The organism is Echinicola arenosa (assembly GCF_014841125.1).
GTDB lineage: Bacteria > Bacteroidota > Bacteroidia > Cytophagales > Cyclobacteriaceae > Echinicola > Echinicola arenosa.
In genome coordinates this window covers 362,680-381,887 of record NZ_JACYTQ010000001.1, presented here as the reverse complement: position 1 = coordinate 381,887, position 19,208 = coordinate 362,680, and the positions used below count along the sequence as shown (strand labels likewise).

16 protein-coding genes and 1 riboswitch are annotated in these 19,208 nt (G+C 40.1%); of the genes, 8 read left to right on the top strand and 8 right to left on the bottom strand.

Annotated features, from left to right (window positions below; all coding sequences use genetic code 11):
* Window positions 1-166: 166 nt before the first annotated feature.
* Window positions 167-1,513 carry a M20/M25/M40 family metallo-hydrolase gene (locus tag IFO69_RS01410; protein ID WP_192007236.1) on the bottom strand — a complete coding sequence of 449 codons (1,347 nt, stop codon included), beginning with the start codon at window positions 1,511-1,513 and terminating at the stop codon, window positions 167-169.
* Window positions 1,514-1,581: 68 nt separating this feature from the next.
* Between IFO69_RS01410 and IFO69_RS01405 the strand changes: the two genes are divergently transcribed.
* Window positions 1,582-2,097, top strand: coding sequence for a DinB family protein (locus IFO69_RS01405; RefSeq protein ID WP_192007234.1), 516 nt, complete (start codon window positions 1,582-1,584; stop codon window positions 2,095-2,097).
* 42 nt (window positions 2,098-2,139) lie between these two features.
* Entirely contained in the window at window positions 2,140-2,655 is a 516-nt protein-coding gene (locus IFO69_RS01400) for an acyl-CoA thioesterase (protein WP_192007232.1), read from the top strand.
* A gap of 76 nt (window positions 2,656-2,731) precedes the next feature.
* On the opposite strand, the gene IFO69_RS01395 is transcribed toward IFO69_RS01400, so the two are convergent.
* Window positions 2,732-3,943, bottom strand: coding sequence for a hypothetical protein (locus tag IFO69_RS01395; protein WP_192007230.1), 1,212 nt, complete (start codon window positions 3,941-3,943; stop codon window positions 2,732-2,734).
* 311 nt (window positions 3,944-4,254) lie between these two features.
* On the opposite strand from IFO69_RS01395, the gene IFO69_RS01390 reads away from it, so the two are divergent.
* Together IFO69_RS01390 and IFO69_RS01385 are read left to right on the top strand one after the other, a co-directional pair.
* Window positions 4,255-5,412: an acyl-CoA dehydrogenase family protein gene (locus IFO69_RS01390; protein WP_192007228.1), complete on the top strand. Its 1,158-nt coding sequence runs from the start codon at window positions 4,255-4,257 to the stop codon at window positions 5,410-5,412.
* Between the two features lie 138 nt (window positions 5,413-5,550).
* On the top strand, window positions 5,551-7,230 hold the full coding sequence (locus IFO69_RS01385) for an AMP-binding protein (protein WP_192007222.1): 1,680 nt from the start codon (window positions 5,551-5,553) through the stop codon (window positions 7,228-7,230).
* A 35-nt stretch (window positions 7,231-7,265) separates the two neighbouring features.
* Here the strand turns inward: IFO69_RS01385 and bioB are convergent, their stop codons facing one another.
* Both bioB and IFO69_RS01375 read right to left on the bottom strand, forming a co-directional pair.
* Window positions 7,266-8,243 carry a biotin synthase BioB gene (gene bioB, locus IFO69_RS01380; RefSeq protein ID WP_192007220.1) on the bottom strand — a complete coding sequence of 326 codons (978 nt, stop codon included), beginning with the start codon at window positions 8,241-8,243 and terminating at the stop codon, window positions 7,266-7,268.
* 131 nt (window positions 8,244-8,374) lie between these two features.
* The gene (locus IFO69_RS01375; RefSeq protein ID WP_192007218.1) at window positions 8,375-8,935 is read right to left on the bottom strand and encodes a DinB family protein; all 561 of its coding nucleotides are present in this window, start codon (window positions 8,933-8,935) and stop codon (window positions 8,375-8,377) included.
* A gap of 156 nt (window positions 8,936-9,091) precedes the next feature.
* On the opposite strand from IFO69_RS01375, the gene IFO69_RS01370 reads away from it, so the two are divergent.
* Together IFO69_RS01370 and IFO69_RS01365 are read left to right on the top strand one after the other, a co-directional pair.
* Window positions 9,092-10,462 (top strand): exonuclease domain-containing protein, encoded by a 1,371-nt coding sequence (locus tag IFO69_RS01370; RefSeq protein WP_192007216.1) that lies wholly within the window; start codon window positions 9,092-9,094, stop codon window positions 10,460-10,462.
* Window positions 10,463-10,728: 266 nt separating this feature from the next.
* Entirely contained in the window at window positions 10,729-11,526 is a 798-nt protein-coding gene (locus IFO69_RS01365; RefSeq protein ID WP_192007214.1) for a hypothetical protein, read from the top strand.
* A gap of 30 nt (window positions 11,527-11,556) precedes the next feature.
* Here the strand turns inward: IFO69_RS01365 and IFO69_RS01360 are convergent, their stop codons facing one another.
* Window positions 11,557-12,588: a patatin-like phospholipase family protein gene (locus IFO69_RS01360; protein ID WP_192007212.1), complete on the bottom strand. Its 1,032-nt coding sequence runs from the start codon at window positions 12,586-12,588 to the stop codon at window positions 11,557-11,559.
* Window positions 12,589-12,936: 348 nt separating this feature from the next.
* Here IFO69_RS01360 and IFO69_RS01355 point away from each other — a divergent pair, with 348 nt between their 5' ends.
* A complete protein-coding gene (locus tag IFO69_RS01355) occupies window positions 12,937-14,250 on the top strand; it encodes an alkaline phosphatase PhoX (RefSeq protein ID WP_225443950.1) in 1,314 nt (437 codons plus the stop codon).
* Window positions 14,251-14,298: 48 nt separating this feature from the next.
* Here IFO69_RS01355 and IFO69_RS01350 read toward each other — a convergent pair whose 3' ends face one another.
* Genes IFO69_RS01350 through metE form a run of 3 tightly spaced genes read right to left on the bottom strand, consistent with a single transcriptional unit; the run spans window position 14,299 to window position 17,560 of the window.
* The gene (locus IFO69_RS01350) at window positions 14,299-14,694 is read right to left on the bottom strand and encodes an acyl-CoA thioesterase (protein WP_192007203.1); all 396 of its coding nucleotides are present in this window, start codon (window positions 14,692-14,694) and stop codon (window positions 14,299-14,301) included.
* A complete protein-coding gene (locus IFO69_RS01345) occupies window positions 14,691-15,182 on the bottom strand; it encodes a PAS domain-containing protein (protein ID WP_192007201.1) in 492 nt (163 codons plus the stop codon). Before IFO69_RS01345 ends, IFO69_RS01350 begins: the two co-directional genes overlap by 4 nt.
* Window positions 15,183-15,235: 53 nt before the next feature.
* Window positions 15,236-17,560, bottom strand: a complete 2,325-nt coding sequence (metE, locus tag IFO69_RS01340) for a 5-methyltetrahydropteroyltriglutamate--homocysteine S-methyltransferase (protein WP_192007200.1) — start codon at window positions 17,558-17,560, stop codon at window positions 15,236-15,238.
* Window positions 17,561-17,755: 195 nt separating this feature from the next.
* Window positions 17,756-17,950, bottom strand: a riboswitch (cobalamin riboswitch).
* A gap of 277 nt (window positions 17,951-18,227) precedes the next feature.
* On the opposite strand from metE, the gene IFO69_RS01335 reads away from it, so the two are divergent.
* The gene (locus IFO69_RS01335; protein WP_192007199.1) at window positions 18,228-19,184 is read left to right on the top strand and encodes an aldo/keto reductase; all 957 of its coding nucleotides are present in this window, start codon (window positions 18,228-18,230) and stop codon (window positions 19,182-19,184) included.
* Window positions 19,185-19,208: the final 24 nt, after the last annotated feature.

Genomic DNA, 19,208 nt, shown 5'->3' with positions numbered 1-19,208 from the left:
GTCTTCTTGTTTTGAGTTCAATGCATGTACGGAAATAGGCCGGTAAAGTTAATGGTTTTTGTCCCAAATCCTCATTCCCAATTTACCAACCTGGCGTATTTAAGGGCTCCCAAGAAACAAAATCGAAGTTGAAACTGAAAGCCCAAAAATAAAAAGGAGGTTTGAATTATCTTATAGGGTGTGGGAATACCGCCATGCTTTCTACAAAATCACCTCCTACGGATTGGACTGCAAAGAAGTAATTGTCTTTGGAATAAGGTAATGTTAGATTAGTATTTTGAGTGAAAAACTTCTTTTCCCAGACAGGAGATGTGGTTTCCCGCATCAAAATATAATAGCCCATTACGTCTCCAGTAGCAGGAGCCTTCCATTTGAGGGTGGAAGAGTTAGAGAGTTGGCTTACATCGATTCCTACCTCTTGGGGAACAGAAGGGGCTGAAGCAAGGCTGGCTAGTACAGCTAGATTGACTCCTGTATTTTTTCGGAGGTATTCATAATCTATGTGTTCGGGAAGGTCACCGTATTGAATGCCATTCTCTGTTCTTAAGTCTTGATGCTGTTGGTTATAATTTTCATTGAATTCACACATTCTGACGGCTGTAAAACCTTCTCTAGAGAAAGGGGTATGATCTCCTCCCCTTAGAAATCTGTCATTTCTGTATACCAGTTTTACTTCAAGTTGGTCAACATACCTTTCTCCAATTTCTTTGATGTACCGCGCCAATTGGCGGGATTTACTGTCGTTTTCACCATTGGTATACCTTCGTAGTTGTTCCATTTCTTCTGTTTCCAAAAGTGGTACTCCTTCACTAAATACCCTAACGCGCGTATTGTCTTTGATTGAGGTGCCGCTGGAGGAACTGTTTCCTATCATGTCATTGTTGATCATGGCGGCCAAGTTCCAGCCTTCAGCCTTTGCCTTTTGGGCCATATAGGTGGCGCCTTTAAGTCCTTGTTCCTCACCGGAAACTGCAACAAAAATAATAGTGGCTGAATAGGGTCTTTTACTCATGATCCTGGCCATTTCTATCAATGCAGCAACTCCAGACCCATCATCATTGGCTCCTGGAGCATCGCTTTCGGCGTTCATGACATCACTGACCCTGCTGTCGAGATGCCCACTTACAACAAATATTCTGTCATCGTTTGGGTTGGTTCCTTTCAGTATAGCCATGACATTGCCCATTCGGACATCTTCCGGGATTCTTCTTCCATCTTTCTCTACCGTGTAATAGTCGATTTTAGCACTTAAACGACCGCCGGATTCAGCTTCAAAAGATTTGAATTGAGAAAGAACATATTGTCGAGCAGCTTCAATTCCACAGTCTTCTTGGTCCTTGCTAAGGGAGTGTCTGGTTCCAAAGCTTACCAATCCATTGATATATTCCTCAAGACGATCTGGAGAGATTTCTTGAACCATTGCAGCAATATCGCTGTTTCGATGAATAGTTTGGGTTTGTGAAAAAGCCAATATAGGAGTTAAGAATACGATGAGTAGTAAAATTTTCTTCATGGAGTCAAACTTATGGTTTTGATAGTTTTAAATTTATATCATCTTAAGAGAAATAAAAAAAGTATTACATGAACGACAAACTGATTCCAGAAAAGGGAGAGTATGGGGCTTTTTACGAGACCTATGTTTCTAAAGTTAAGGGAGAGAATATCAAAGAATTGCTGATCTCCCAAGTAGAAGAACTCAGAAGTTACTTTGAGGGAATGACGGAAGAGCAGGCAAGAGAAACCTATGAAGACGGAAAATGGAGCCTAAAAGAAGTGATAGGTCATATCAATGATACTGAAAAGATCATGCTTTTTCGTGCTTTGTGTTTTGCCAGAAAGGATGATCAGGAATTGCCGGGAATGGATCAAGAAGATTATGTAAAGGCTGCCCGTTTCAATGATGTGCCTTTAGCCAACCTTTTGGAGGAGTTTGAACTTTCCAGGTATGTGATCAGGTCATTTATGAACCATTTGCCAGAAGAAGCATTGACTTATACTGGTACGGCAAATGGCTATGAAATTAGTGTGAGGGCTTTGTTGAATATAATTCCAGGGCACTTTAGGCATCATATGCAGATATTGCATGAAAGGTACTGATTGAATGCATCGATATAATTACTAAAAATTAGCTTAGGAAACATGTTCGAATATAATCCCGATAAACACTATCCCAAAGAGACTGAAAGTAGGGCGGTGATCAGGTTCCAAGATTGTGATCCTCTTCAGCACCTAAACAATGCCAAGTATTTTGATTATTATTTCAATGCCCGTGAGGATCAAGTCCCTAAACTTTATGGGGTAGAGATGTATGATTTGATCAAGAAATACCAGGCGGCATGGGTGGTTTATAACCATAATATCTCTTATGTCAGACCAGCGATGGTGGGCGAATGGGTGAGGATTAAAAGTCGTATTCTTTGGCATAATGAGAATACGGTGTTGATCGAGTATTATATGACGGATGACTCCCACAAAGAGCTTAAGAATGTCCTTTGGAGTACCCTTAAGTATGTGGGCCTAAAGGATGGAAAGGTGAAAGACCATGCAGGTGAAATCAATGATTTTTTGAAAGCTACCACCGATGACTTTGACATCAGTAAACATTCTATTGCAGAACGGGTCAAGCAGTTAAAGGCGAAGTTAAAAGAAGGATAATAGATAATAAGCTGTAAAACAAAAGGGAAGATTGATCAATCAGTCTTCCCTTTTTACATTAATATTTAATAATACATTAGTCAACTTTATACATTTTGTTGGCTGCATTGATGTATTCCAATGGGTTGAAAGCTTTGTCAAAAGCGTTTTTCAAGTTGTTGAGTTTAGACTCTAAATCATTGATTTTCGGTCCAATATGCTTTGCTTCTTTGTATTTGTCAATGAGTGAATTGTACTTGTTGATATTTTCACTGATACGGAAAGTGATGCTGCCAAAACGGATTTTTAAGGATTGGATTTCCGACATTTCATTGTAGAAAGTGTTCTTCCAGTTCTTTGGATTGGTTTCTTTTTCGTGTTTGACTCTTCTGGCAATAATGTTGGTCAACTCATTCAAATATTCATATCTGAGGTTGGCGTCATTCTCTTTACTATACCTTCTCTCGAACTCTTTTTTGCCAATATCCAGTATTTTAAGGTTCTTGTCGAGGTTTTCCTCGTACAGTTTCTTGAGCTCTTCCAATTCGGTATCAATGGCTTCCCATTCCGTTTCAATCAGGTTTTTATCATTGGTGAACTGGCCCAATTCGGCAACCAATTCAAACATTTCCTGGCTTTGGTCCCTTAATTTTTTATCTCTTTTTCCTGTACCAATGCTCTCAATATAGCTGGACATCCCTGTAAAAAGCGCTTGACTGAAAGTCCCGAATATGGGCGTGCCTGCTGACAAATCTCCGGTAAGGCTGATCAGGTTTGCTACTACAGATAGTGTTGGGCTTTCTTTTTTGTTCTTATCCACGAAACTCTTGAATCCGCTGTACCATTCATTGAACCCTGGGTAAGAAGTAGGGTTCCCGACTGAGTTTAGTGTCTGGAAGAAGTCTCTTGTGGCGCCAAAAAGAATCAAAGGCCTGAGCTCTCTTTCCATGGCCACTAAGTTGATGATAGCAGACTGATAGTTCCCTTGGTAAATATTCAATTCAGCGTCCTTCTCAGCCTGCTGGAAGTCTTCAATCAATTTGACCCTTTCAATCAGTTTTTCAATTTTTTGGGTTTCACTGCTTGTTTGGTTTAAAGATTCATCCAACATCTGGATTTTTTGATCCAGGTCAGAGAGTTTGGTGCCAAGCTGGTTGTCCATAGAGTCGGTTTTGACCTGAATGCTTTTTAGGAGGCTGTTTTTCAAAGATTTCTCCAAGGAGATAGCGATGGAGTCTGTCTGGGCATGGACATTAAAAGCAGCCAGCAATATTATAGAAATGGTTAATAAGTAGATTTTAGTTTTCATAGAACAATCAATTTCTATTTCTCGTACGAAATTTGTGCCATAAATGTAATTGCAATATTTCATTTTGATGCATATCAGATTTCAAAAATAGAAAAGGTTTTGAAAGCATAAGCTAAATTTAATTTTGGAATGTAACTTAAATGGCCTTATTATTTAAAAAACTGTTCGTCTTTAGTTATTTTAATTGATGTCCTAAAATCTTAAATTACCTTCTGCTAGATGGATTTATGCGCGCTTTTGAAAAAAGTGAAAAAGCAAAGGGTAGGTTGGTTTTATGATGGATAAGTCTGAGAAATATAACCCAAAAATAGATGTTTGAGATTCCTAGAACGATTTTTACCGAGGAGCATGAGATGTTCCGACAGTCTATTAGAGAATTTGTAAAAAAAGAAATCATCCCTAATAATTCTGAATGGGAAAAAGCAAAACAGGTTTCCCGAGAGTCTTGGAAAAAACTTGGGGAAAATGGATTCCTTTGTCTTCAAGCGCCAGAATCCTTTGGAGGCTTGGGGATTTCTGATTTTAGGTTCAATGCTATTTTTACGGAGGAACTGGGGCTTAGTGGCTGTTCAGGGCCTGCTATTGGCTATCCGCTTCACAGTGATATAGTTTTTCCCTATTTGCAGCATTATGGAACAGACTTGGCCCAAGAGAAATATGCCTCAAAAATGATTTCTGGAGAATATATTGGAGCCATAGCCATGACAGAGCCAGGGGCTGGAAGTGATTTACAAAACATAAAAGCCACGGCAAGGGATATGGGAGACCACTATCTTCTCAACGGTACAAAAACATTTATCACCAATGGTTATTTGTGTGATATGGTCGTAGTGGCAGCCAAGACAGATCCTACTCAAGGAGCCAAAGGTATCAGTCTTTTTGTCGTTGACAAGGAGATGGAAGGATTTACCAAGGGAGTTCCATTTGATAAGGTTGGGCTTCATGCGCAAGATACCTGTGAGCTGTTTTTTGAAGATGTCAAAGTGCCCAAAGAAAACCTATTGGGGAAGGAAGGAGAGGGCTTTAAGTACTTGATGACTGAGCTGGCCCAAGAACGTTTGATTGTTGCTCTGGCTGCGCTGGCTTTGGCAGAGTTTATGCTCAAGTCCACTGTGGAATATGTAAAAGGGAGAGAAGCTTTTGGACGGTCCATTTCTGAATTTCAAAATACCAGATTCAAACTGGCTGAAATGGCTGCTAAAATTGAGCAGGCCAGGATTTATTGTGATCAACTGGTTTTGCTCCATAATGACAAAAAGGTAGACAGTGCCATGGCATCTGGAGCTAAGTATTTGATGACGGAGCTACAGTGTGAAGTAGCAGATGAATGTGTTCAACTACACGGAGGTTACGGCTATATGTGGGAATACCCGGTGGCCAGAGCTTATGCTGACGCAAGGGTGCAACGTATTTATGCTGGTACCAATGAAATCATGAAAGAATTAATTGCCCGTAAGGTGTTGAAGTAGCGGAAGTTAGTTAGTATGTGTGCCCTAATGTATATTTTATGAATGATTTAATGCTTTTTTTAAAATCCATAAATGACTTATATTGTTCTAAGAATATGAGCCACCTATACGTAATTTGTAACCCAAAATAATAACAAAATGAAAGACTTCCCATGGTTTAAAAATTACCCGAAGTCCGTCCCCAAAGAAGTGGATGTAGAAGCATATAGCAGTGTAATTGGGCTTTTTGAGGAAAGTATCCAGAAATATGGAGATGCTGTGGCTTATGAATGCATGGGCAAACAAATGAGCTTCAATGAATTGGATAAGCTGTCCAGGGATTTTGCAGCTTACCTTCAGGAAGACCTAAAACTGAAGAAGGGAGAAAGGATTGCCATTCAAATGCCCAATCTCCTTCAGTATCCTGTTGTCATGTTTGGGGCTTTGAGAGCTGGCTTGATCGTAGTGAATACCAACCCGCTTTATACTCCTCATGAGATGAAGCATCAGTTTGAGGATGCTGGAGTATCTGCGGTGGTGATTGTTGCCAACTTTGCCAAGAACCTTGAGGAAATATTACCTCATCTAAAAGTTAAACATATCATCATTACAGAGATTGGGGATCTTTTAGGAGGGCTTAAAGGCATTATTGTGAACTTGGTCGTTAAGCATGTTAAAAAGATGGTGCCCGCTTATCACATTCCAAAGGCTATAAAGCTAACCTCGGCCTTAAAAGCGGGAAAAAACAAGAAACATACACCAGTAGATATGACCTTGGAAGATACAGCTTATCTTCAGTATACAGGTGGAACAACTGGAGTTTCCAAAGGAGCAGAATTGACCCATGGAAATATAGTGGCCAATATGCAGCAAATATCTGCTTGGATGAAACCAAAACTGGTGGAGTATGAAGAAGTGGTCATCACAGCCTTGCCGTTATATCATATTTTTGCATTGACGGTAAACTGTCTGGCAATGCTAAAAATTGGAGCTCATAATGTATTGGTGACCAACCCTAGGGATATGAAGGCTTTTTGTAAAGATCTTGGCAGTCATAAGTTTAGTGTTCTGACTGGGGTGAATACCCTGTTTAATGGCTTACTTAACCAAGAGGCTTTTAGAAATTTGGACTTTAGTTCCTTGAAAATCTCAGTGGGTGGAGGAATGGCCGTACAAAAGTACGTAGCAGAAAAGTGGAAGGAAGTCACCGGGACGCCACTGGCAGAAGGATATGGACTGACAGAAACTTCTCCTGTGGCTTGTTGTAATCCCATTGATGGTACAGAGAGACTAGGTACGATTGGCTTGCCCTTGCCCAATACAGAAGTGAAGATTGTAGATGATGAAGGAAATGAATTGGCTAATGGTGAGAAAGGTGAGGTTTGTATAAAAGGGCCCCAGGTGATGAAAGGATATTGGAAAAGGCCAAAGGAGACAGCTGATGTGATGCTTGGAGCATGGTTGAAGACTGGAGATATTGGGGTGCTGGATGATGATGGCTTTGTGAAAATCGTAGACCGCAAAAAAGAAATGATTTTGGTGTCAGGTTTCAATGTTTACCCCAATGAAGTGGAAGATGCCATTGCTACCAATGATAAAGTTTTGGAAGTTGGAGTGATTGGAATGCCGGATGAGCGTTCTACAGAGCGGGTGATAGCTTATGTGGTGCCGGGTGATAAATCACTCACTGAAGAGGAAGTTATTAAGCATTGCAGGGAATCACTTACCAATTATAAGGTTCCTAAGGAAGTCCACTTTGTGGATGAGCTTCCCAAATCCAATGTGGGAAAAATCCTTCGAAGGATTATCAAGGAAAACCACATGAAACAATCGGCATAAAAAAAGCTCTCCGTTAAATACGGAGAGCTTTTTCATTATATACTAACTTCTTGATCTTTAAAGGCTGCCCTTGGTTTCAAGTTAAGCGTTTGGAATAGTTGCTTGTCCATGTCCACTTCAGGGTTCGGCGTTGTCAAGAGCTTGTCTCCAGCAAAAATGGAATTTGCTCCGGCCATAAAACACAGGGCTTGCTCTTCAGTGCTCATTCTTACCCTACCTGCTGATAGCCTCACCATGGCTTTTGGCATGATGATTCTGGCTGTGGCAATCATTCTGACCATCTCCCATACGGATACTTTTTCTTGTTCTTCTAATGGTGTGCCTTCCACAGGTACCAAAGCATTGACCGGTACTGATTCTGGGTGACTTGGTAGCGTGGCCAAAGTATGGAGCATTCCCACTCTGTCATCCAAGTTTTCTCCCAGTCCGATAATTCCACCAGAACATACAGAAATGTCAGCTTTTCTTACATTGTCCAAAGTGTTCAACCTATCATCATAGTTTCTAGTAGTGATGATTTCGTTATAGTGCTCTTCACTGGTGTCTAGATTATGGTTATAGGCGTATAAGCCAGCATCTTTCAGCTTTTTAGCTTGTTCTTCAGAGAGCATTCCAAGTGTACAGCATACCTCCATGCCCATTGTGTTTACTCCTTTGACCATGTCCAGTACTTTGTCAAAGTCCCGATTGTCTCGGACTTCTCTCCAGGCTGCTCCCATACAAAAACGGGTACTTCCCGCAGACTTTGCATCGGCTGCTTTTTGGAGCACTTCTTCTACTTCCAATAATTTATGGACTTTTACATCAGTGTGGTACCTTGCCGCCTGAGGGCAATAGGCACAGTCCTCGGGACAACCACCGGTTTTCACAGATAGCAGGGTACAAACCTGCACTTCCTGTGGATCATTAAATTCTCTATGAACGGTGGCGGCTTTATAGATGAGTTCCAATATTGGTAAATCAAAAATGGTTTTGATTTCTTCTCTTGTCCAGTTATTTCTAATCTCAGTCATCAAAATTGGATTTGTATGAATCATTACAAGCCTTAAAATTATTGATTTTTAGCAAGTATGTAATGAATTTCAAGGATTTTCCTTCGTTTGTATTTTCTGTGTCACTTCAGCATCTAGGTGAAAAGGAGCTTTTATTGATTGTTTAATCGTATCAAGAGCCTGTGTGACTGTTCATAATGCCTTTTTTCATGCTCAGTAATAATGTCAAGGGCAGTCTCTAATGAGTAAGCGATTAACTTATTGGCTGGGGAATTGATAACTTGGTGTTTTTCCAAAAAAGGTTTAAGCTTTGGAAGCCACGCTGATAAAGCTTTTTGATGGTTCTCAAAATCTTTGAGTAGTTCATCGTTTTCAGGACCCTGGTATTTTTTTGGTTCCCAAATGGGAATGGTTTTGATCTTTTTTTGGTTTTCTGGATTAACTGATTTTAAGATCATGTTTCCAATTGCCCGGTGAAGAAAACCGATATTCCCAATGAAAGGCTTTTGATAGGTACCTTCTTTCAATTGCTTGAAAATAGGAAAGTAGCTTTCATTGATCACTATAAGGTGCTGGATATTTTCAGCGATACTCCAGGTATTTGGGTTTGGCTTTCTAAAAAGTTTTTCAGGAGAAATATCCGCAAAACTCTTCAGGAATTTCTGGGTAGTCTCGTCGATGCTAGCTTGCCAGTTATTGATTTTTGTATCCATAAGAATTTACTTTTGGTCTCAGGTCTTTCAAGCTTTAATCTCAAATGCAAAGTATAAATTTTGGGACATTTTGGGTCAAAAATCGTTATAATGATTGACATATTACTAAAATTGAAAAGTAAATTTATAATTACACCCACAACCCTTTGAAGTAGAATGATGTATGCCATTGTAGATATTGAAACGACAGGCGGATATGGAAAAAGGCATAGGATTACAGAAGTGGCGGCATTGGTGCACGATGGAGAAAAGGTGCTAGAATCATTTCAAACCCTAGTCAATCCTGATTGTGAAATTCCCGGCTATATTACTGGTCTTACAGGAATTGACCAAAAGATGGTGGAGGATGCCCCTTTCTTTGAAGATATTGCCGAAGTGTTGTATGAGTTTTTGAAGGACAAGGTTTTTGTGGCACACAATGTCAACTTTGATTATCAGTTTATCAAATCTGAATTTGAGAGAGTGGGGATGGGATTTGATGTTCCAAAATTGTGCACTGTCAGGTTAAGTAGAAAGATTTTTCCAGGTTTGAGATCTTACAGCTTAGGTAGTATTTGTGAACATAAAGCCATTTCCATCAAAGCTCGGCATAGGGCTTTTGGTGATGCAGAGGCCACTGCTGAGTTGTTTGGGATGTTGGTGGCTGCTGATGATGATGGGGTTGTTCAGGCTTTGCTAAAAAGAAACTCTGGAGAAGCTTTTTTGCCTCCCAATATTACCAAAGAGCAATTTTTGGAGCTTCCAGAGGATATAGGGGTCTATTATTTTCATGATTCCAATGGAAAGGTGATTTATGTGGGGAAGGCACTAAATATCAGAAGTCGGTTTAAAGGGCATTTTTCAGGAGCTAGAAAAGGAAAGCAAGCTATGAAAACAGCCATTCATAGCATAAGTTTTCAGTTGACTGGCAGTGAGTTTTTGGCCTTATTGGTGGAGGCTTTGGAGATCAAGAAGCATTGGCCAAAGTATAATAGGGCTCAAAAGGTAAAGGAAGCCAATTGGGGGCTTTACCGGTATCAAGATGGAGCTGGCTATGAACGTTTCCAAGTGGCGAAAGTAAACAGGTTTAGCAAGGCTGTCCTGACCTTTAGGTCTCATCACGAAGCCTGGTCTTATTTGCTGGGGAAAGTGGAGCAATATCGCTTATGTGCGAAGCTTTGTGGCATTCAAAAGACCAAGGGGGCTTGTTACGATTATCAAGCTGGCGCTTGTGATGGTCCTTGCTGTGGAAATGAAGATGCAGCAACTTACAATGAAAAAGTCAAGCGATGGATGGATAATATCCAAAGGGAACGGGCCAGGTTGTTGATAAGGGAAAAGGGAAGAACCAAGGAAGAGCATGCAGCCATTTATTTTGAGGATGGTATTCTCCAAGCTTATGGTTTTATAGAGGCTTCCTTGGAAGTGGATTCTGACGAAGAAGTATTGGGCTATTTGGATAGAGTCAAACCGGTTTCCGATACCACTCCGATCTTGGAGCAATATTTGAGCAAAAAGCTATCCAAAACCATAAAAGTGCTGGATTGATCTTACGGCAAGTGATAGTGAAATAGATTGTTTACAGTATTTGGGGAATGAGGGAATTAAACTAGCATGAAAATAAAGGGGCTGTTGTAAATAACGAAAAAAAATGGTTCGAAATTTTAATGATCCCAAATTTTTTCGGTTAAAATTCAATGATTGAAGAATTAATATTTATTATGTTTTATACTTTTTCGCTAATACAGTAGAATTGTTTATATTGATAATAGCAGAGTTACTAAAGTTTTCTTGAACCCAAAAATTTCCTAGATATGAAAAAGTTGTTTTGTTTTGCCATTGTTTTTCTATTGGCTGCCCGAATTTCTTTTGCGCAAGAAGATCATCAATATATGGTGATTGAATTTATCAAAGTAGCATCCACACAGATGGTTGATTACTCGGATAATAAGGATTTCATGGAGAAAATTTATGAGGAAGCAGTAAAACAGGGGGATGTTGAAGGTTGGGATCTCTGGTCACTTCAATCAGGCCCTGATCAAGGTGAATTTCAGTTTGTAACCATCACTTATTACAATGACCCTGTTAAGATGATGAACGGGATGACCGATGATAATTTTTTGAATTATGCCAAAAGGGCATACTCTTCAACGATGTCGGAAAGCCAGATAGAATCAGCCGTAAAAAGTGCGGTGCAAAATCGGGATTTGGCTATGAGAGCATATATGGTTGAGGTAGCGGAGACCAAGGATAATTTTGAAATGAAACCCGGTGTTTTGGCATCGTTTGACCTGATGAAAGCGGCTGAGGGGCGATTTAACGAATATGAAAATGTGGAAAATGAGCTGTACTTGCCTTTTCACCAGAAGAAGATTCAAGCTGGAATGATGGGGAGTTGGAAGTTTTTAAGAACAGCAGTGCCCATGGGTAGTGCCGCTGAATATACCCATATGACATTGAACTTTTATGATGATTATGTGCAGTTCTTCAACTCTATGGAGTATGAGGACATGGAAGCTTCTGAGGAGCAACTGACCGCGATGGAAGAAGGGTTGAGCTCCAGGGATCAAAAGTGGGTTTATATGGCAACATTGTTGAAAGCCATTCGCTGATTGGATTTGAATTAAATCAAGCCTGCTTTTTTATGATAAAGTATCTTCTATCGGGACCAATTGACTGACAATGTTTTCTAAAAGATCATTGTTTTCCGAGATAAACAGTTCTGCCGCTTCTGTGAGGGCTTCAATGTTTTTTTTGCTGACATTATCTATTTCCGAGGAGGCATTGTGCAATGAAGGTTGAATCCTAATGTAGCTTTTGGCATTTTTACCAGCATCGAAAATCCATTTCAATTGATAGGATACTGTTTCAGCGTTTCCTGACATCATGATGGAAATCAAAGGCTTTATCCATTGGGCGAGTCCATAACTTTTGACTTCCGAAAATAATAGGGGATTTTGCACTTCTCCTGTTCCAAGTGATAGCATGAACATATTGCTACTCGTAGGTTGGTTTACGTATTCAAAAGCCAACTTTCGTACTTCTGCATAAGCGCACATCGCTGGGTTGTTGGCAAAGACTCCTCCATCAATCAATGGATAGCTAACGTCAAGTGCAGAAGATATTTCACTGGCTTCAAAATAAGTGGGGGCTGCAGCGGAGGCTTCTGCCACATCACGCACAAAGAAATCCTTAGCTTTGGTTTTTTGTGCATTGTGTTGAGTAAAAAACATCGCCTTACGATTGCTTATTTCATATGCGGTGATGAGGCATGGTTTGAGCAATTGACTTAGCATCGTGTTATTGAAAATCGATGCCATGGACCTTTCGAAAGTGTATTTAGAGTATTTTTCATCAATCAACCCCCATAAAGTTTTAAGCTGATGGGATAAGTTTTTTTTGAATATAGCGGTTCCGTACTTATGAAACATCTCCAATATTTCTTTGGCACTATATCTTGCTTTAGAGGGACTTTCTTTTGATGGAGTCAATAGTGCACAGGCTAAGATTCCTCCAGTACTGGTTCCTGCTACAAAGTCTACGTAGTCCGCCAGCTTAGAATTTTTATTGCCTGTTTTAAGCTGGATCTTTTTTTCAATTTCATTAAGGATAGTTGCTGGAATTATCCCTCTAATTCCACCTCCATCTATTGAGAGAATACGTACTTTGTTCATGCTATTTTGGGTTTGTCTAAAAGGCTACATACACAGTTGTCTTTAGTAATTTAGTCAATATTTATTGATATAAGTAATTGTTAAGCAGTAGGTTTGGTTGTTTTATTTTCTACACAATTTTCAAATTGATAAAATCTATTGCCAAAAAGTTTCTTGCTTTTAGGTCTTATGCTTAAAATGGTAATATAAAGGCAATATCGAATAATCAAAGTTTTGGGAAACATCCACTAGATTGAAGAATAAAAGACAATTATGAAAAGCAATGGTGCTGATTCAAGGAGATCATTTCTAAAAAAATCCGGGCTCGCAACAGTCGGGTTTATGGGCTTGTACCAATTTATTAACCCAATGGCAAAAGCATCCTCAAGGGAGCAAATAGCAGGTTATGGGCCTTTAATAAGAGACCCGAAAGGAATTTTAAATTTACCCAAAGGATTTAGCTATAAAATCATATCCAGATCAGGAGAAAAGATGAGCGATGGTTTCCTTACCCCAGGCAGGCCAGACGGTATGGGGACTTTTGAAGGCAAAGATGGACGGATAATCATTGTTCGTAATCATGAGAATAGTCCAGATGAGTTTGAAGAAGGAGCTTTTGGAAAGAAAAATGAATATTATTCAAAAGCAGATGCAGACAAACTTTATGAAACAGGAAAGGGGATTCTTCCTGGTCTTGGAGGGACCACTACTTTGGTCTATAATCCAATAACCGAAGAGGTAGAGCAGGAATATTTGAGCTTGGCAGGGACAATACGAAACTGTGCCGGAGGGGTTACTCCTTGGGGATCTTGGTTGACTTGTGAAGAATCCACTGTTAAGAAAGGGGATTATAAAGGGCAGTTAGAGCAGAACCATGGCTATGTTTTTGAAGTACCAGCCTCTGAGGAAGCCAAGCTAAGCAAAGCACGTCCCATCAAGGCGATGGGACGTTTTAATCATGAGGCAGTTGCCGTCGACCCAAGAACCAGTATCGTCTATTTGACAGAAGACAGAGGTGATGGTCTTTTCTATCGTTTCGTTCCAAATGTTCCTGGAGAGCTTCATAGAGGAGGAAAGCTACAAGCTTTGGCTATCCAAGGCTCTCCAAGTCGGGATACCCGAAACTGGAAGGACCTTAAAGGGAAGAAGTTTCCTAAGAACACTCCAATCGAGGTGGAATGGATTGATTTGGAAGAAATCGATGCTCCAGAGGATGACTTGAGGCATAGGGGATTTCATGAAGGGGCAGCCTGTTTTGCCAGAGGTGAAGGGATTTGGTTTGGGGATGAAGAATTGTACTTTGCTTGCACAAATGGAGGAGAGATTTCAGCAGGTCAAGTGTTCAGGTATGTTCCAGGTGAGTTTGAAGGAACGGCTGATGAAAAAGAGGCTCCAGGTAAATTGGAGCTATTTGCTGAGCCAAATGACAAGGAAATCCTTAAAAGCTGTGACAATGTAGCCATAGCACCATGGGGGGATCTGCTGCTTTGTGAAGATGATCCACATCCTTTTGTGGTGGGTATTACAACTCAAGGGAAGTATTATAAACTAGCAGAAAATATTGGCTTTAGGACAGAATTTGCTGGAGGAGTGTTTTCTCCTGATGGAAAAATTTACTTTGTCAATATCCAAGGGGCGGGCTTGACCCTTGCCATAACTGGGCCATGGGGAAGTAGAAGTTAGAATGTAATTAAATTGAATAGGGCCATTGACCAATGATTAGTGGCCCTATTATTCTCCTTTATCAATAGCAGTTGGTTTTTTGTTTTCATCAATCGCCACTAAGGTGAACGTGCCACTTATGGCTTTTTCCCTTCCTTCTTCATACATCTGTTCGATAAAAATATCTACCTGAACCTTGATACTTGTTCTTCCGATGTAGGCGATTCTTCCCACTAACTCCACAATGGTGCCTGCTGGTATGGGCACAGTGAAATCAATCTTGTCGCTGCTGACGGTCACCATCCGTTGCCTGCTGAAACGCGTAGCGGCAATAAAAGCAACTTCATCCATCATGTGCATGGCGGTCCCACCAAATAAGGTGTCATAATGATTAACAGTATTGGGAAAGACAGCTTTGAAAATTCTGGTTTCTGCGTTTTTGATTTTGACTTCAGTTGGGGTCATATTTCTTTTTCAAGTGCTAAGAAGTGTGAAACTTTTTGGTGATGATCTAGCAAAGGAAAGATCGTGATTTCACAAAGGTAATGAGATTGGTCCTTTTTATAATTAAGTACTTTTGTGGTAAAAACTTTTTTGGACCCAAGCTTTCTTTTTATACCTGCCAAAGCAAGTTTTGATGTGTCGTCTCCTTGAAGAAAAGTAGGTTTTTTACCTTTGGCAAAATGAGGGCCATATCCAGTCATTTTTTTAAAGCCATGATTTACCCATATGATTTCTTCGTTTAAGTTGGTCAATACCAATGCATCGTAATTTGAGCTCAACATGTCCAATTTACTCGCCCAATTGAATTTGTTCTTATAATAGGTTAAAGTGTTGAAATCTTGTTCACTGAGTGTTTTTATAGGCTTTTGAAATATAGATTGCACATAGATGTCCCAGCTTTTGAGCGGGGCAGGTTTAAATGTGATTTTGTATTTCTTACGAAAAAACATAATAAGGTTTTTTAATCCGGACAGGTACTTAACCTGTCCGGATTGGGGATTGTTTAATTTGTAAGACTTAATTCAGGCTCTTCTCTCAAAGATTTGGCAGCTAGAACCATTTTTTTCAGGGCATCATCTGTTTCCTCCCATCCTCTGGTTTTTAGTCCACAGTCTGGGTTTATCCATAGGAGCTGGTCAGGAATGACCGCTCTGGCTTTTTTTATCAAATTTACCATTTCATCGATGGAAGGCACTCTAGGAGAATGAATGTCATATACTCCAGGTCCAATTTCATTAGGATACTTGAATTCAGCGAAGGCATCCAATAATTCCATTTGGGAGCGCGAGCATTCAATCGTGATGACATCTGCGTCCATAGCCGCTATGTGCTCAATGATATCATTAAATTCTGAATAGCACATGTGGGTGTGGATTTGGGTTTTGTCCTGAACACCAGAGGCTGCAATTCGGAAGCTTTCTACTGCCCATTTTAGATAATCATCCCAATCTGACTGACGTAGGGGCAAACCTTCCCGCAATGCTGGCTCGTCAATTTGGATAACCTTAATACCGGCATTTTCCAAGTCCTTTACTTCTTCTCGGATGGCCAAAGCAATTTGCTGACAGGTAACAGACCTGGCTTGATCATTCCTTACAAAAGACCACTGGAGTATGGTGACTGGCCCGGTAAGCATTCCTTTGACATTTTTGGAGGTTAGAGATTGGGCAAAAGCTATCCACTTTACTGTCATGGCCTCAATCCTGGAAACATCACCATATATGATCGGTGGCTTGACACACCTTGACCCATAACTCTGCACCCAACCGTTTTGGGTGAATGCAAAACCGTCTAGCTGCTCTCCAAAATATTCGACCATATCATTGCGTTCAAACTCACCATGGACTAAAACATCTAATCCAATCTCTTCTTGCCATTTGATAGCTGCTTCTGTTTCCTTGCTTATCAATTCATCGTATTGATTTTGAGTCAATACCCCTTTTTTAAGTTGGGCACGCCATTGCCGAACTTCTTTGGTCTGTGGAAATGATCCAATAGTAGTAGTTGGGAACAAAGGAAGGTTCAGGTTGTCTCGTTGCAGTTTTTGTCGAACAGAGAACGTACTTTTGCGTTTGCTGTGGTTTTCTGTAAGCCCTTTTAAAGCATCACCTACCACAGGCTTATGAATTATTGGAGACGATATTTTACTTCGAATAGTCTCTTGGTTTTTCTCGAAAATTGGAGCAACCAAATCATTTTCCTTGTCCAAGGAAAGTTGTTTCAAAATGGTAATTTCATTGATTTTTTGTTTAGAAAAAGCAAGCCAGTTTTTGATTTCAATAGATAAGGAATCCTCATTTTTTTCTTCATCCAAATCACATGGACTATGGAGTAAAGAACAACTAGGCCCTATCAAGAGACGGTTTTCTTTTTTACTTTTTTTAGCATGCTCAATGAGTTTGAGAGATGCCTCAAAATCATTTTTCCAGATGTTTCTGCCATCGATCAAACCTAGTGACAGGCTCATATTCTCAGGAATTACCTTAAGTACCGGATCCAACTGTTCAGGAGACCTGACCAAATCCACATGCAGCGCACATACCGGAAGTGAGGTTGCAAGAGCTAAGTTGTCCTTTAACCCACCAAAGTAGGTGGTGAGGATGGTTTTGATGGAGGGGCAAACTTTTTTGATTTCACCATAAACATATTTAAAAGTTTCTTTTTCGTCTTCCGAAAGGTCCATGGTGAGGAACGGTTCGTCAATTTGAACCCAAGTGGCGTCTAAGTTCTCCAACTTTTCAAGAATATCAATGTAAACCGGAAGCAGGTTTTTGATCAATGAAATTCTATGAAAGCCACTTTCTTTTTCTTTTCCTAGCAAAAGGAAAGATACTGGTCCGAGTAACACAGGCTTGGTATGGATGCCCAGTCTTTTGGCTTCTTTGAATTCATCCAATATCTTCTTGGAGAAAAGCTTGAAGGTTTGGTCTTTTTTGAACTCGGGAACAATGTAATGATAGTTCGTGTCAAACCATTTGGTCATTTCCATGGCAATGATATCCAACCCATCATTTTGGTACCCTCGAGCCATGGCAAAATAAAGATCCAATTCCGGTTTTTTCTGATCTGTTACGATAGTGTGGTAACGTTCCGGAATAGCGCCGACGGTGAGTGACATGTCCAAAACCTGATCATAAAAGGAAAAATCATTGGATGGAATCAGGTCGATGCCTGCTTCCAACTGTAATTTCCAGTTGGTTTCCCTAATGTCAGCTCCTGTTTGAAGGAGTTCACGAAGGGTGCTTTTTTTTGCCCAATAAGCTTCACTGGCTTTTTTGAGCTGTCTTTTGCTACCAATTCGCGGATAGCCAAGATTGTGCGTTAGCATAATGATAAACTTTTAACGTAATAAATAATTGTCAAAAGCCTTTAGCTAAACTTCGCAATGCAGCAATGGGAAGGAGTTCTGAAAAATAGGACATACTTTTCCCTTGGGCAGATTGATCCCAGGAGTATTTTGGAAAAAGGAAGTCGTACTTGACAGCTACTTCAAATCGCGAAAGCATTGTCATTCCTGCCGGACTGGGGCAGGTCAATTTAGGCAGGTCTCCTGGCTTGTGACATTTTTGCCGCCCTTCCCATCCTGATAGCTATCAAAACAGTGGGTCCCAAGGGCAAAAACTTTGAAGTCACTTACAGTTGCGCGACAGCCCGTGATTTTCACACGGTTCCCTATTATCCTCGGCCTTGGCCGGTGACCTAAATTGGTGAATGAAGAAATTATGTAAAGAACTTTGAACGGCAAATATAGCGATAACATTTTGGAATAGAAGCTAAAAAATAAATTGGTCATTTTTTGGCAAGGAAAATATGCTGAACCTAAAGGTCTTGATCAAACAATCTTCCCGACTGGGAAACAGTTTGAAAATAAACGCTATGAAATATGGTAGGAATAAATACCGTTTTTGGTTTTCTTTCTTGTGGCAAAGTCGGTCATAATTCTATTTTTGTAAATATTGAGGGGTAATTCTCTCTTTCCTCAAATAACTATTAAAATGACTATGACACAAGTAGGTTTAGGTTTGGCGGCTTTGGGGAGACCCGAGTACATCAACGTTAGGTCCGACCAGAATATAGATAAATCCCTTGATGCTTTTCAGCATAAATCAATGGAAGTATTGGATAAGGCATATACCAGTGGAATTAGGTATTTCGACACTGCCCCTTCTTATGGTAAAGGGGAACAGTTTTTATTGGAATGGCACCTAAGTCGCCAGCATCCTGATGTACTTTTAAGCACCAAATGGGGATATACCTATAAGGCGAACTGGGAATTGGGGTATGAGGGCGCACATGAAGTAAAGGAACATTCTTTGGCTAAGCTCAAAGAGCAATGGGCATTTTCAAAGCAGTTTCTGCCTTCATTGGGTATTTATCAGATTCACTCAGCTACTTTTGAATCTGGCGTGCTTGAAAATAGAGATGTTCATAAGGAGCTGTTAAGGATTAAAATGGATACTGGGGTTAAAATAGGAATGAGTACCAGTGGTAAATCCCAGAGTGAAATTCTGAAAGCTGCAATGGAAGTTAAAGTGGAAGGAGAAATACTTTTTGATAGTTTTCAGGTAACCTTTAACATATTGGAGCAGAGTACGCTTCCCGCTTTGAAAAAAGCTCAAAAATTAGGGAAGACAATCATTATCAAGGAAGGTTTGGCCAATGGAAGGATATTTCCTAATTCGAGTTTCAAGCATTATGCTGGAAGGTATGATAAACTAAAGAAAATAGCTACCCATTATCATGTGGGAGTAGATGCATTGGCGCTTCGGTTTATTATGGATTTTCTTCAACCGGATTATGTCTTGAGCGGTGCAGGAAATACAAAGCAGCTGGAGGAAAACCTTATGTCCAATCATATTCAACTTAGTAACTCAGATCTTCAGGTTATGCGGGAAATGGAAGAAAGTGTTGATTCCTATTGGGATGAAAGAAGCTCATTGAAATGGAATTAGAAAATGATTTTTTTATTCTTCAAA